This window comes from Mycobacterium sp. 852002-50816_SCH5313054-b (genome assembly GCF_001667185.1).
GTDB lineage: Bacteria > Actinomycetota > Actinomycetes > Mycobacteriales > Mycobacteriaceae > Mycobacterium.
In genome coordinates this window covers 1-12,725 of record NZ_LZIC01000031.1, presented here as the reverse complement: position 1 = coordinate 12,725, position 12,725 = coordinate 1, and the positions used below count along the sequence as shown (strand labels likewise).

Sequence of the window (12,725 nt, the reverse complement as noted above, 5' to 3'; positions counted from 1 at the left end):
ATATTTGATCAAACATGTGTGGTGTGGGTCACATTATGGGTTTAGCGCCGCAAAGACAAGACCCGCCGACCCCGCGAAACCCCTGGCAGCCCGCGTGAACGCACCGATTTCGACGCAGCCGAGGACCCGGCGGCCGCTGCGCCGGGCGCAGTTGTCCGACGAGGTCGCGGGCCACCTGCGGGCGGCGATCATGTCGGGGGCGTTGCGGCCGGGGACGTTCATCCGCCTCGACGAGACCGCCGCCGAGCTCGGGGTCAGCGTTACGCCGGTGCGCGAGGCCCTGCTGAAGCTGCGCGGCGAGGGCATGGTCCAGCTGGAACCGCACCGCGGCCACGTCGTGCTGCCGCTGAGCCGGCAGGACATTCAGGACATCTTCTGGCTGCAGGCGACGATCGCCACCGAGCTGGCCTCGGCCGCCACCGACCACATCACCGAGGCCGAGATCGACGAGTTGGTCCGCATCAACAACGCGCTCGAGGCGGCGGTGGGGTCCAGCGAGCCGGCGACCATCGCCGGCATCGAGTTCGCGTTTCACCGCGTCTTCAACCAGGCCAGTGGCCGGATCAAGTTGGCGTGGTTCCTGCTGAACGCCGCGCGCTACATGCCGGCGGAGGTGTACGCGGCGGACCCCGAGTGGGGCGCGGCCACCGTCGTCCACCACCGGGAGTTGATCGCGGCGCTGCGCCGGCGCGACGCGCACGCCGTGATCGAGCACACGGTCTGGCAGTTCACCGACGCGGCGGCCCGGCTGACCGTCATGTTGAACCGGGCCGGAATCTTCGACTGAGTCTGCTTAGCTCGTGGCGAGCTGCTCGGCCCGCTGCTTCAGGTTCTCCGCGAGATGGTCGAGCACGTTGCCGGCGAGTGACTTCACCATGGGCGCGGGGACCGGCAGGGTGGTCTCGACGTCCATGTCCACCGTCAGCAGGCTCGCCGCCCCGGTCTCCACGACGCTGAACAGCTGCTCCTGCTTGGAGAACAGGTCGCCTTGCTGCAGGACCGTCTGGATCTGGTTTTCCCCCGGGTAGTAGATCGCCTGGATGAACGTGGCCTGCATGCCCTGGTAATCGGCGTCGAGGCGCACCTGGCTGGGGCGCCCGTCGTCATAGCGGGCGAGCACCCACAGGCCCTTGATTTCCTTGTTCCATTCCGGGTAGCGCTCGAAATCGGCGACGATGCCCAGGATCGACGCGGCGTTGGCGCTGACCTCGACGGTCTTGCTCAGAACTGGCATTGGCGAAGCATAGCGGGGCGCGCGCGTGCCGAAACCGGCCGCCCCGAGGGCTTTTTCAGGCTCAGCGGTCCACGCGGGCCGTCGCCAGCAGCGCGCGGATGGCGTCCGGGATCGGCACCGGTTTGCGGCTGGCCCGATCGACGTAGACATGCACCCAGTGCCCGAGCGCGGTGATGGGTTGCGGTTCGCCGTCATCGCCGCGGAACACGCCGAGCCGGTAGGTGACGCTGCTGCGGCCCAGGCGCGTCACCGCGAGACCCACCGTGAGGCCTTCCGGGAAATGCAATTCGGAGAAGTAGCGGCAGCCCGATTCGGCGACGATGCCCAGCGCGGGCGTGCCGAGCGGGTCGAGCCCCGTGGTCGTGTTGATCCACGCGTTGATCGCGGTGTCGAACAGTTGGTAGTACACCGCGTTGTTGAGGTGGCCGAACATGTCGTTGTCGGCCCACCGGGTTCCTACCGGCCACAGCACCGGGAAGTCGGCGCTGGTCAGGTTCTCCGACGGAGGTGAGCTCATGCTCTACCAGTACCGCATGGCTTGCCGAAACAGGTCCGCCAGAACGGGTTTGCTCATCTCCCGCGGAGCGTTCTGCAAGAGGCGCTGCTGGGGGTGGGCCCCCTCGGTGAGGGCCGCCACGTCGTCGTCGGTGTAGCCCACCCCGCCCAGGCCGTTGGGCATGCCCACCGCTCGCATGATGCGGACGAGTTCGGTGGCGAGGACCTCGCCCGCGTCGGTCGCGCCGGCGCCCTGCGTGTCGGCACCGAGCAGCCGGGCGCCTTCCAGGTGCCGCTCGGGGCTGACCTCCGCCGTGAAGCGGAACGACGACGGCGCGTTGAGGATGACGGCCATGCCATGCGGCACGAGCGGCTCTTCGGCCGGGTAGCCCGAGGGGCGGAAGTCGCGGACCAGCCCGGCCACCGCGTAGGCCATGCCGTGCGGCGCGTGCACGCCCGCGTTGCCGAACGCGATGCCCGCCAGGGTGGCCGCCCACATCATCTCTTCGCGGGCCTGGGTGTCGGAGGCGTCGTTCACCGCGCGCTCCAGGAACTGGCCCAGGACGCGCAGCGCCTCGCGGCAGCCCAGGTCGCTCCACGGGTTGGCGCCCTGGCTCATGGGCCGCAGGCTGGGCCGTTCGGCGGCGCGCCGACGCACGTAGGGCCGCGCGGTGTAGGACTCCAACGCGTGCGACAGCACGTCGAGACCCGCCGCGGCGACGACCTCGCGGGGCAGGCTCGCGGTGCAGTCGGGGTCGACCAGCGCCTCGCTGGGACGCAGCGCATGCGAAGCGATGCCGGTCTTGGCCGACATCGACACGAGGTCGAAGATCGCGATGCCGGTTACCTCGCTGCCGGTGCCCGCGGTGGTGGGGCAGGCGATGTGCGGCTTGAGCGGGCCGGGCACGGGGTTGCCCTCGCCGATCGGCTTGTTGACGTAGGCGAGAAAGTCGGCGGGGTGGGTGGCGTACAGGTTGGCGGCCTTGCACGTGTCGATGACCGACCCGCCGCCCAGCGATACGTAGCCGTCCGGGTTCGACTCCAGCGCGAAACGCGCGGCGTCCCGGAACGACGCGTCGGTGGGTTCGACGTGAACGTCGGTATAGGCGACGACGTCCAGCCCGGCCGCCACCAACGAGTCGCGCGCCTTGGCAAAGATGGGCAGTCCGGCCACGCCGGCGTCGGAGAACAACGCCACCCGCCGCAGCCCCAGGGTGCCGGCGCGGTCACCGAGCTCCGCCAGGCAACCCCGCCCGAAGGTCACCCGCGACGCGTCGACGGTGAAGGCTCCGTCGCAGTCCTGGGCGGGAATGGGGTATTCGCAGCACGCCATGCCGCCATTATCTCGGGTGCAGCGGCCAGCAGATCGTTGCGGCGCCTCGGGCGTTCAAGTAGGGCAGAAGGTCCTTGCCAGGGCGTGGCCCTGCAGGGCGAACAACCGCTGGGAGTCCGACCAGTCCGGCAGCAACGAATCGAACCCGTGGCAGGCGCGCGGAAATACGTGCAGCTCGGCGGAGACCCCGGCGCGCAGCAGCTGCAGCGCATAGTCGACCGCCTCGTCGCGGAACGGGTCGATTTCCGCGCAGGTGATCAAAGCCGGTGGCAGACCGCCGAATTCGCCCCGCCGGGCGGGCGCGGCCGCGGATGCGGCTCCGCCTTCGGGGCCCCGGTAGTAACGCCACATCTGCTCCGCCGCCTCGCTGTCGAAGGCCGGGCTGGCGCAGAACTCGGCTTTGGACGCGGTCTCTCGATCGTCGAGCACCGGCTGGTGCAGCAGCTGGAACGCGACCGGCGGCAGCGACCCGTCGGCGGCGCCGTGCGCCAGGCACGCGGCCAAGGCGGCCCCGGCGCTGCTGCCCCCGACGGCCAGGCGCGCCGGGTCGAGGCCCAGTTCCGCCGCGTTGGCCGCCACCCAGCGCAACACGGCGATCGCGTCGTCGAGGGCGGCCGGGAAGGGGTGCTCGGGCGACAGCCGGTAGTCGACCGAGACCACCGTGCAGCGGCCCCGGCGCGCGAGCTCCACACACTGCCGGTGATCGGTGTCGAGATTGCCCAGCGCGAACCCCCCGGCGTGGCAGTACACGAGAGCGGGGGCCGGATCCGCCTCCGCGCCGTGGTAGATCCGCACCGCGACGCCACGGGATCCGCCCGCCACGGTGTCGTCGACGATGCGGACGCCCTGGGCATCGGTCTGCTCGGCGGCCTCCCGGCGGCGCTCGTTGAACGGTTCGCGCATGAGCTGGATCGCGTCCAGCGAGAAGTCGGTTCGCGTGGTCGCAACGGCACGCAGCGCGGGGTCCAGGCGGCCGAAACCGTCCAAATCGGTCATCGGCCGGGCTCGTCCGGGGCCCGGAAGCTGAAGTCGGCGGGCCTGAATCTGCGCGTCATTCCCCAGAAGGTACGCGCGCTGCGCGGCCACTGGGTCACCACTCGCCCGTTGGCGGCGCGGAAGTAGTTGCTGCACTGGGTGGTCCACACCGTGCCGACCATCCACCGGTCGACCTTGGCGACGAAGTCGGCCAGCGCGGCCGGCCGCACCGCGATGTACGTTTTTTTCTTGCGCCGCAGGTATTTCAGCGCCCGCACGATGTAGCGGGCCTGGGCCTCCAGCATGAAGATCACGCTGTTGGAGCCGACGTTGGTGTTCGGCCCGTACAGCATGAAGAAGTTCGGGAACCCGGGTACGGCCATGCCGAAATACGCGTACGCCCCGTCGCGCCACACCTCCCGCAGCGTGGTCCCCCGCTCGCCGCACACGTCCAGTTCGCCCAGGTAATCCGCCGCGGCGTAACCGGTGGCGCACACCACGACGTCGACGTCACGCTCGCTGCCGTCCTCGGTGACCAGGCTGCGGGCGCGCAGGCAGCGCGCCGGGCTGTCCAGCACCTCGACGTTGGGCCTGGTCAGGGCGGGCAGGTAATCCGAGGAGAAGACCAGCCGCTTGCAGCCCATCGGGTGGTCCGGGGTCAGCTTGCGGCGCAATTCCTCGTCGGCGACGGTCTTTTCGAGCAGGCCGAGCGCGGCCGCGGTGAAATCCTGGGTCTTTTCGCTGCCGTGCTCGATCACCGAGATGTTGGCTTCGCTGCGCAGCCACAACCGGGTGCGGTACAGCTTCTTGGCGAACGGTATGTGCGCGAAAAGCCAGCGCTCCCTTTCGGTATAGGGCCGGTCCGGCTTGGGCAGTATCCAGGTGGGCGACCGTTGCACGGAATACACCTTGGCGGCCACCTTGGCCAGTTCCGGCAGCAGCTGTGAGGCGGTCGATCCGGTGCCCAGCACGGCGACCCGCGCGCCCTCGAGCGAGACCGAATGGTCCCATCGCGAGGAGTGCATCACCGTGCCGGTGAACGGCTCCTCTTCCACCAGGTCCGGGAGGAGCGGCCGGGTGAACAGGCCCACGGCCGACACGACGACATCGAAGTGGTGCGTTTCGCCGGTCACGGTGGTCAGACACCACCGCTGGCTATTTTCCTCCCAACGCGCGGAGACGATTTCGGTGCGCAACCTCAGGTGGGGGCGCAGGCCGTACTTGTCTGCACACCGTTGGAAGTACTCCAGGATCTCGGGCTGCGCCGGCCACAGCCGCGACCAGTCCGAATTCAGGTCGAACGAGTAGGAGTAAAGGTGCGACTTGACGTCACACGCCAGCCCCGGATAGCTGTTGATCAGCCAGGTGCCCCCGACGTCGTCCTCGCGGTCGAAGATGGTGAAGTCGTGGAAGCCGGCCTGAGCCAACATGATTCCCAGCGCCATGCCGCCGGGCCCGGCACCGATGATGCCGATCTTCGGTGCACTCATCCGATCTGTAGGCATTGCCCACCGTCGACGACCAGCTCCGAGCCGGTGATGAAGGACGCCGCGTCGGAGACGAGAAACGCGACCGCGTCGGCGATTTCACCCGGCCGCCCGATGCGGCCGAACGCCGACGAGGCGGCGAGCCTCAGCTGGGTCGCATCATCGAGCATCGGGGTCGCGATGGGCCCGGGGAAGACCGCGTTGACCCGGATGCCGAGCGGGGCGAGTTCGGCGGCGGCGTTTTGGGTCAGGCCGCGCAGCGCCCACTTGGCGGAACCGTAGGCGCTGTGCCGCGGGAACGGGCGGATCGCGCCGGTACTGCAGATGTTGACGACGGACGCGTTCGTCGCCGCGCGCAGCTGTGGGAGCGTCGACTGGATCCCGAGGAACGCCCCGAAACAGTTGACCCGCCACGCCTTTTCGAAGCCCTCGGCCGTCTCGTCGGCCAGGGAGGCGCGGTGCAGCGCGCCGGCGTTGTTGACCAGCGCGCTCAGCGAGCCGAAGCGCTCGACCACCGTGTGGACGGCCGCCTCCCACTGAGCCTGCGAGGTGACGTCGAGCTCGATTCCGATCACGCCGTCGTCACCCAACTCGGCGACCGCGGCGGCGAGTTCGCCGGCGCGCCGGTCGCAGGCGGCCACCGAATGGCCCTGCGCACGCAGCTGTTTGGCGATGGCCCAGCCCTGCCCGCCGGCGGCGCCGGTCACCAGGGTGACGCGTTCATTCATGATGACGTGACCTCGGGGCTGTCGGACAGGCCGCGGCTGGTGACGAATTGGCACCGTCGGCGCCGAAAGCGCCAGTGCCCGTCCGCGAGCACTAGCTCGTCGTCGTAGAGGGCGGGCCGCAGGTGCAGGTCACCGGCCCTGACGAACAGCACCTGCGACCGGGCCGTTGCGGTGTCCCCGCGGACGTCGATCCGCGAGACACCGGTGTGGTGCAGTCCGCGCGGCGCGTCCCGGAACATTTGGGCGATGGCGTCGTGGCCCGCGAAAGTCCTGCCGTAGACCAGGAACTCGGCGTTCGCGGCGAACAGGGCCACGCACTGGTCGATGTCTCCGGCGTCGAGGGCCAGCGCGTAGCCGGCGATCACCTCGCGGACCGCGGTGTGGTGGTCGGTCATTGTCCGGTCGCCTCGCGGAGGTGCTCCGCGGCCCCGCGCCGCAGCGCCTGCGATTCGGCCGCCAGGGTGATCATCCGGAATCCCAGCTTCGCCATGGTGCGACCCGTCTTGCCGTCCCCCGCGTGAATGCCGGTGACCAGCCCCGCGCTGGTGGCGGCGGCGTGGATGCGCGCGGCGGCATCGATGATCGCCGGATGCTGGGTGGCACCAACGACATCCACTCCCATCGAGAGGGCCAGATCGGCGGGCCCGACATACAGGCCGGCTAGGCCCTCGACGGCGCAGATCTCGCTGAGCCCCGAGCTCGCCGCCGCGGTCTCGATCATCGCGAACAAGCTGACGCGGGACTCCAGGGCGGCGGCGTCGTGGCCGAGGCTGGCGCGCAGCGGGCCGAAGCTGCGGATTCCCCTGGGCTGGTGGCGGGTGGCGGCCACCGCCGCGGCGGCCTGATCCGCCGACTCGATCATCGCGATGACGACGGCATCGGCGCCGGCGTCCAGCACCCGCCCGATCGGCGCCGCGTCGGCGTTGGGCAGCCGCACCACCGTGCCGATGGGAACATGCTCGATGCGCCGCAGCATGCGCGCGACGTCGGCGTCGTCGAGGTAGCCGTGCTGGGTGTCGAAACCCACGTAGTCGTAACCGGCCCGGGCGAATTCCTCCGGCCCGAGCACCGTCGGCCCGGTGATCCAGCCGCCCCATATCGGGCCCGGGTGGTTGCGATCGAAGACGCTCATCCCGCGATCGCGATCTTGATGCGCTCGGGGTCCGGCCGGCAAGCCAGGTCGAACGCGCCCTGCACGTCGTCGACGCCGAAGGTGTGGGTGAGATAGCTGCGGAGCAGCTCGGGATGTTCATCGGTGAACTTGGCCGCGAGATCCAGGACGCGTCGCCGGTCCAGGGTCACACCGGATTTCAGCGTCAGGTTGTTGCGCAGCATCAGGCGCATGTTGATCGGGTATGCCTCGTCGTCGGCCACGCCGAAATAGAATACGGTGGCGCCGGGGGCAGCGGCTTCGATGGCGTGCCCCAGGGTGGCCACCTGATGCCCGACCGCCTCGATGACGACGTCGGCGCGGTCGCCCGGGGCCAGTTGACTCACCCAGCGGTCGCTGGTGGCCCGCACCGGGTCGTCGACCCCGAAAGCCGTTGCGTGGCCAGTGCGGTCGACGGGGTCGACGCCGGTGACGCGCCGGGCGCCGGCCGCCTTGGCGACGTAGGAGAACAGCAGCCCGATCGAGCCCTGGCCGACGATCGCGACGTGCCGCCCGGACAGGTCCGGCAGCTGTTCGCACGCGTACAGGACGCACGCCAGCGGTTGCAGGCCGACCGCCTCCGCCGGACTCAGCGCCGGGTCGTACGGGGCGAGCATGTCGCCATCGCTGATCACGCGTTCCATCAGGCCGTCGAACCCCGACGCCCAGCCCACCACGCGATCGCCCGCGCGGTGATCGCGGTGCCGGCTGGCGATGACTTCGCCGGCCACCTCGTGGATCGGGAAGCCGTCCTTCTCGGCGGCGCTTTTCCCGTCGTCGCCCGGAAGCCGGCCCCGGTTGCCGCGGAAGGCCGGTAGGTCGCTGCCGCAGACGCCGGCGGCCGAAAACTGCAGCAGCACTTGACCGTCGGCCAGGTGCTCGGCCGTGTTGTCGGGGATCGGCCTCCGTTCGAACCGGTACGGGGCGATGATCCGGTAGGACCACACGTCAGACCTCCACCGGGATGTTGTTGTATCCCCATTGGAAGCTGGACGGCAGCCGGGTGGCGGCGTCTCCTTGGATGGCGAAGTCCGGCACCCGTCGCAGCCATTCCTGCAGCAGCACATCGATTTCCAGACGCGCCAGGTGGTAGCCGATGCAGAAGTGCTGACCACGTCCGAACGCGAGCGAGCGGCGGATGGGCCGGTCCCAGATGAACTCGTCGGGCTCCGGGTATTCCCGTTCGTCGCGGTTGGCCGACGCCAGCAGGGTGATGACTCGCTGGCCCGGCTCGATCGTCTGGCCGTGAATTGTGTACGGCCTCCGCGCCGTTCGGGCGAACCACTGCGCCGGTGCGCAGTACCGGATCATCTCCTCGCGCGCGATCGGAACGTAGGTAACGGGGTCGGCGCACACCGCGGCCAGCTGGTCGGGCCGCTGGCTGAGCTCCCACAGCCCGTGGGCGACGATCTTGGGGACCGTTTCGGTCCCGCCGATGAAGATGCAGAGCATCTGGGTCGCTACCTCGACGTCGGACAGCGCGCTGCCGTCGGGCAGGCGGTAGCCAAGCAGGCCGTCGACCACCGGCAGCGCATCCCCGGACGAGTCGGCGCGGCGGCGCTCGACCACCGGTGTGAGGTATTCGAGGTAGTTGGGCCTGGCTTGGGCAGTGTCGACGCCCTCGCCGGGCTCGGCTAGGCTGCCGGCATTGACCGCGGCCAGCACTTGTGGCGCGAGATCGTCTGGTAGGCCCAATAATCCGCACACCATCGAAGCCGCGACGATGCCCCCGTACTGCTGAGTCAGGTCGAAGGAGCCCTGGGGCAGCAACGCATCGAGGCGCTCGTTGGCGAGCGTGCGGATTCTGGCTTCCAGTCCGGCCACCGACCTCGGGCGCAACGGCTGGGAGTGCGCACGACGGATCTCGGCGTACAAATCCGTGTCGAACACCGCGTGGAACGGCAGCGGGTGCAGCGGCGGGTCGTCGACCGGCCCGGTGTTGTGCTTGGCCAGCACGGCCGCCGCGGGCAGGGTCCCCTCCGACGCCACGAAGGTGCCGTCGTTGACTTCCAGGACCCGCCAGATGTCGTCGAAGCGGGACAGCGCGAAGGTGTCCCACTGCGGCATGTAGTACGCCGGGTGGTCATCGCGCAGGATCCGGTAGTACGGCACCGGGTTTGCCATTACTTCCGCGTCGAACGGATCGTACGAAAAGCTCACTGCAGTGGCGATGGGGGTAGGGCTTGCAGAATCGAGTCTTCCCAGCCGTCGCGCAGGGCCGGCGCCACGCTCATCCAGGTGACGAGCTCGGCGGGCGGGCTCTCCTTGAATGACGGATAGTGATTGGCGAAGCACTCCCAGCCGCCGTCCAGCGCCCAGTAGTGGATGACCTCGTTGTAGCGGAACGTCGTGGTGAAGGAACCCAGCCACCGCTTGCCGGTGCGCTCCGACCACGGGACATACAGGCGCTCCAGCTCACGAATGTAGTCGTCCTGGCGCCCCGGCTTCGTCTGCATGATCTCCTGGATTACCAGCGGCGCAGCGAAATTCGCTTCGCGCAGCTGTGCCAGCGTCTTGTTGCTGGGACCGGGGTACATGATCCGTCCCTCCCCCGAGGCGCCGATGTCGGACAGGTAGGCCGCCCACTTGCCGGCCGCGGCCTCGTGGCTGCCGCCGCGCGCCTGGGCGGCCCCGATGCGGGCGTAGTCGGCGAACCCGTCGATCTCCCAAATGACCGTGGCCTGCGGCCAATGGCCGTTGTAGGGGGTGGTTTCCCAGATCGCGAAGAGCCTGGCGCCGAGGTCGTCCATCATCGGCTGGTAGGTGTCGGTGAACGCCTCGGTGAAGCCGTCGCTTCGCCCGGATCCCAGCGAAATCGTCTCGTGCAGGTAGAGCAGGGTGTGGCGGTGGTACTTCTTCATGGGCTAGTGGAGCCGGGTCGCCGCGTCGCACAGCAGCGTCTCGGTGGGATCGACCGAGTCGCAGCCGATTCCGGCCGCCGCAAGGGCGTAGCCCTTGAACCTGCGCGCCGCCGCGGTGAGCACGTGCTGCGCCTGGGTCATCGCGCGGTCGACCGCCAACGGCCACCCGTCACCCCACAACGCGACCTCGGTCAGACGGTCACCCATGGCCTCGAGCACCTTCTCCCGCACGCGCGCGTCGGCGGTGAACGCCTCGGCGCTGACCGCCAGGGTGTGGCTCCGTGCGCCCGCCGGATCCGGCTGCTCGTCGAAGTCCAATGCCCGCACCCCGAGGATCCGCAGCGCGCGGGTGTCGCAGCCGTGCGGCAGCTGCACGGTCACCTCCCAACCGGCCATCACCCGGTCGTAGAGCCAACCCCCGGCGGACTGCACGACGTCGGCGGTGCTGGCCGCGACGACGTCCAACCGGTAGCGCAGGCATTCACCGTCGGCGCGGGTCGATCGTGCAGACCTGACCCGGCTGTCGTGGCCGATGTTGAACGTTGGAGTGACCATCGTTGGCGTTTCCTGCAGCGCTTGTCCTGGGCTTGTTGTCACCGGACAGCGTGACACTTCGAGGGAAATTTGTAAAGGTGCCCGGCCGGCTTCAGGACCGCCGGGCCTTGAGTTCGGCGAGAACTTCGTCGGTGTGCTGCCCCAGCTCCGGCGCCGCGGAACGCGGCGCCCAGGGCGTGCCATGGAAGTCCGCCGGGGTGGCCACCATCGCGACGGAGGCTTGTCCGTCGGGCACCTCGATGATGCCGCCGGCGGCGTGGAACTGCTCGTCGGCCACGACGTCCTCGAGCGCGTTGACCGGCGACCAGAAGAGGTCGGGTTCCCCCGCAAAGATCCGCGCCCATTCGTCGAGCGGGCGGGCCGCGAAGATCTCGTCCAGCTCGGCGATGAGCTGCACGGCATTGGCGGCGCGGGACCGGGCGTCGGCGAAGCGGGGGTCGTCGCACCATTCGGGGCGGCCGACGGCGCGGCACAGCGGGGGCCAGTGGCGCTCGGCCTCCAGCCCGACGATCCAGAACCGCCGCCCGTCGCCGGCGGTGTAGTTGTTCATGCACGGGTTGCCCATCGTTTCGCGTTGACCGATCGCGATCGGCTGGCCCGTCAGCAGGTAGGTGTTGAGGTCGAAGCTGACGGTGTAGGCGCCCTGGCGATACAGCGAGGTGCTCACCAATTGGCCGGTTCCCGTGCGTTCGCGGGCGAGCAGCGCCGCACACACCGCCGCGGCCAGGGTCATCCCGGCGGAGTGGTCGCCCATGCCGCCGCGCTGGAACGGGGGCGTCTCGCCGGGGCGGGTGAGCAGGTGGGCCACCCCCGCCCGCGACCAGAATGCGGCCACGTCGTAGGCGGCGCGGTCGGCGTCGGGCCCCGTCTCGCCGTACCCGGTGATCAGGCCGTAGACCAGTCGGGGGTTGTGGGCCGACACCGACTCGAAGTCGAGCCCGAGGCGTTGTAGCGCGCCGGGCCGCACGTTGGTCACGAAAACATCGGCGTCGCTGAGCAATTCGAGTGCGGTGTCGCGACCCTCGTCGGTGGTGAGGTCCAAGACGACGCTGCGCTTGGAGCGGTTGTCCATTTCGAATGGCGGGTTGACCCCGAGGTCGCAACCCAGCATCCGGCCGAACAGGCGGCCCGGATCACCGGTCGGCGGTTCGATCTTGATCACGTCGGCGCCCCAGTCGGCCAGGATCCCGCCGGCGGCCGGTCCGGCCACCCAGACCCCGAGCTCGACGACCTTGATGCCTTCCACCGGTCCGGCCATGACTGGCACACTAATCAGCCGCTGCGGGCGCCACTCATCGACTGGGGTCGGCGCCGCTGATTTCGCCCTAGAACAACCCGTTGGGCCCGGGGAGGCCGGCCCGGCCCGCGGTCCCGGCAAGACCGGCGGGTATGGATATGAACTGGATGGTGCCGCTGGTGTGGCCGGCCGTGAGCGTGATCGACACTTGGCCCGTGCCGCCGCTAGCCAGGGTTGAAGCCGCGGGACTAATGGAATTGATGTTGCCGCCGGGAGCGGGAAGGTAGCCGACGGTAGCGCTTCCGGGGGTGTTGTTGAGGATCGTGAAGCCCGTACCGACGTCAAGGGTCACGGGTGGTGAACTGCTGCTGCCCGTCCCACCTTGCCCACCGGCTCCGCCTAGGCCGTGAAGCCACCCGCCGCGCCCGCCATCGCCGCCATTGCCGCCGTTCAGGACGAACGAGGTGGTCTGGCCGGTGGACACCGTCGCACTGTTGGGTCCGCTGTTGCCGCCCTGCCCGCCGCTCCCGCCAGCGCCCCACAACCCCGCGGCGCCGCCGACTCCGCCGGTTCCGCCGGTAAAGGCGTTCAAGCCGCCGTCCCGCAAGGCCACGCCCCCGTTACCGCCGCCCCCGCCGTTCCCGTACACCCGCCCGCCGGTGCGGCGGGC

14 protein-coding genes and 1 pseudogene are annotated in these 12,725 nt (G+C 69.6%); 1 reads left to right on the top strand and 14 read right to left on the bottom strand.

What is annotated here, in order from left to right; all coding sequences use genetic code 11:
- Positions 1–94 precede the first annotated feature (94 nt).
- The gene (locus tag A5787_RS06065; RefSeq protein ID WP_066963155.1) at positions 95–787 is read left to right on the top strand and encodes a GntR family transcriptional regulator; all 693 of its coding nucleotides are present in this window, start codon (positions 95–97) and stop codon (positions 785–787) included.
- Between the two features lie 6 nt (positions 788–793).
- Here A5787_RS06065 and A5787_RS06060 read toward each other — a convergent pair whose 3' ends face one another.
- From A5787_RS06060 to A5787_RS28465, 14 genes and pseudogenes are all read right to left on the bottom strand, one after another.
- Entirely contained in the window at positions 794–1,234 is a 441-nt protein-coding gene (locus tag A5787_RS06060) for an SRPBCC family protein (protein WP_066963152.1), read from the bottom strand.
- A gap of 61 nt (positions 1,235–1,295) precedes the next feature.
- Positions 1,296–1,751 (bottom strand): thioesterase family protein, encoded by a 456-nt coding sequence (locus A5787_RS06055; RefSeq protein ID WP_156763785.1) that lies wholly within the window; start codon positions 1,749–1,751, stop codon positions 1,296–1,298.
- A 3-nt stretch (positions 1,752–1,754) separates the two neighbouring features.
- Positions 1,755–3,062 (bottom strand): hydroxyacid-oxoacid transhydrogenase, encoded by a 1,308-nt coding sequence (locus A5787_RS06050; protein ID WP_066963149.1) that lies wholly within the window; start codon positions 3,060–3,062, stop codon positions 1,755–1,757.
- A 54-nt stretch (positions 3,063–3,116) separates the two neighbouring features.
- Entirely contained in the window at positions 3,117–4,058 is a 942-nt protein-coding gene (locus A5787_RS06045) for an alpha/beta hydrolase (RefSeq protein ID WP_066963146.1), read from the bottom strand.
- Entirely contained in the window at positions 4,055–5,542 is a 1,488-nt protein-coding gene (locus tag A5787_RS06040) for a flavin-containing monooxygenase (RefSeq protein ID WP_369829086.1), read from the bottom strand. The genes A5787_RS06045 and A5787_RS06040 overlap by 4 nt, the downstream gene beginning before the upstream one ends.
- Positions 5,524–6,252, bottom strand: a complete 729-nt coding sequence (locus tag A5787_RS06035) for an SDR family NAD(P)-dependent oxidoreductase (protein WP_066963140.1) — start codon at positions 6,250–6,252, stop codon at positions 5,524–5,526. The genes A5787_RS06040 and A5787_RS06035 overlap by 19 nt, the downstream gene beginning before the upstream one ends.
- Complete coding sequence (locus tag A5787_RS06030; RefSeq protein WP_066963137.1) at positions 6,249–6,647, bottom strand: nuclear transport factor 2 family protein; 399 nt, start codon at positions 6,645–6,647, stop codon at positions 6,249–6,251. Before A5787_RS06030 ends, A5787_RS06035 begins: the two co-directional genes overlap by 4 nt.
- Entirely contained in the window at positions 6,644–7,384 is a 741-nt protein-coding gene (locus A5787_RS06025; protein ID WP_066963134.1) for an HpcH/HpaI aldolase/citrate lyase family protein, read from the bottom strand. Before A5787_RS06025 ends, A5787_RS06030 begins: the two co-directional genes overlap by 4 nt.
- The gene (locus A5787_RS06020; protein WP_066963131.1) at positions 7,381–8,349 is read right to left on the bottom strand and encodes a zinc-binding dehydrogenase; all 969 of its coding nucleotides are present in this window, start codon (positions 8,347–8,349) and stop codon (positions 7,381–7,383) included. Before A5787_RS06020 ends, A5787_RS06025 begins: the two co-directional genes overlap by 4 nt.
- Before the next feature lies 1 nt (position 8,350).
- Complete coding sequence (locus A5787_RS06015; RefSeq protein ID WP_066963128.1) at positions 8,351–9,562, bottom strand: cytochrome P450; 1,212 nt, start codon at positions 9,560–9,562, stop codon at positions 8,351–8,353.
- A complete protein-coding gene (locus A5787_RS06010) occupies positions 9,559–10,263 on the bottom strand; it encodes an NIPSNAP family protein (protein ID WP_066963125.1) in 705 nt (234 codons plus the stop codon). The genes A5787_RS06015 and A5787_RS06010 overlap by 4 nt, the downstream gene beginning before the upstream one ends.
- Positions 10,264–10,266: 3 nt before the next feature.
- Positions 10,267–10,818: a hypothetical protein gene (locus tag A5787_RS06005; protein ID WP_066963122.1), complete on the bottom strand. Its 552-nt coding sequence runs from the start codon at positions 10,816–10,818 to the stop codon at positions 10,267–10,269.
- Positions 10,819–10,909: 91 nt separating this feature from the next.
- Positions 10,910–12,076 (bottom strand): CaiB/BaiF CoA-transferase family protein, encoded by a 1,167-nt coding sequence (locus A5787_RS06000; RefSeq protein WP_066963119.1) that lies wholly within the window; start codon positions 12,074–12,076, stop codon positions 10,910–10,912.
- A 67-nt stretch (positions 12,077–12,143) separates the two neighbouring features.
- Positions 12,144–12,725 (bottom strand): annotated as a pseudogene (locus A5787_RS28465) (PE family protein); the annotation flags it as partial.

Excerpts from the sequence above, each read along its gene's own strand:
- A5787_RS06035 (WP_066963140.1), bottom strand. The coding sequence starts at position 6,252 with ATGAATGAACGCGTCACCCTGGTGACCGGCGCCGCCGGCGGGCAGGGC.
- A5787_RS06060 (WP_066963152.1), bottom strand. The coding sequence starts at position 1,234 with ATGCCAGTTCTGAGCAAGACCGTCGAGGTCAGCGCCAACGCCGCGTCG.
- A5787_RS06045 (WP_066963146.1), bottom strand. The coding sequence starts at position 4,058 with ATGACCGATTTGGACGGTTTCGGCCGCCTGGACCCCGCGCTGCGTGCC.
- A5787_RS06030 (WP_066963137.1), bottom strand. The coding sequence starts at position 6,647 with ATGACCGACCACCACACCGCGGTCCGCGAGGTGATCGCCGGCTACGCG.
- A5787_RS06025 (WP_066963134.1), bottom strand. The coding sequence starts at position 7,384 with ATGAGCGTCTTCGATCGCAACCACCCGGGCCCGATATGGGGCGGCTGG.
- A5787_RS06050 (WP_066963149.1), bottom strand. The coding sequence starts at position 3,062 with ATGGCGTGCTGCGAATACCCCATTCCCGCCCAGGACTGCGACGGAGCC.
- A5787_RS06055 (WP_156763785.1), bottom strand. The coding sequence starts at position 1,751 with ATGAGCTCACCTCCGTCGGAGAACCTGACCAGCGCCGACTTCCCGGTG.
- A5787_RS06010 (WP_066963125.1), bottom strand. The coding sequence starts at position 10,263 with ATGAAGAAGTACCACCGCCACACCCTGCTCTACCTGCACGAGACGATT.
- A5787_RS06040 (WP_369829086.1), bottom strand. The coding sequence starts at position 5,542 with ATGCCTACAGATCGGATGAGTGCACCGAAGATCGGCATCATCGGTGCC.
- A5787_RS06005 (WP_066963122.1), bottom strand. The coding sequence starts at position 10,818 with ATGGTCACTCCAACGTTCAACATCGGCCACGACAGCCGGGTCAGGTCT.
- A5787_RS06000 (WP_066963119.1), bottom strand. The coding sequence starts at position 12,076 with ATGGCCGGACCGGTGGAAGGCATCAAGGTCGTCGAGCTCGGGGTCTGG.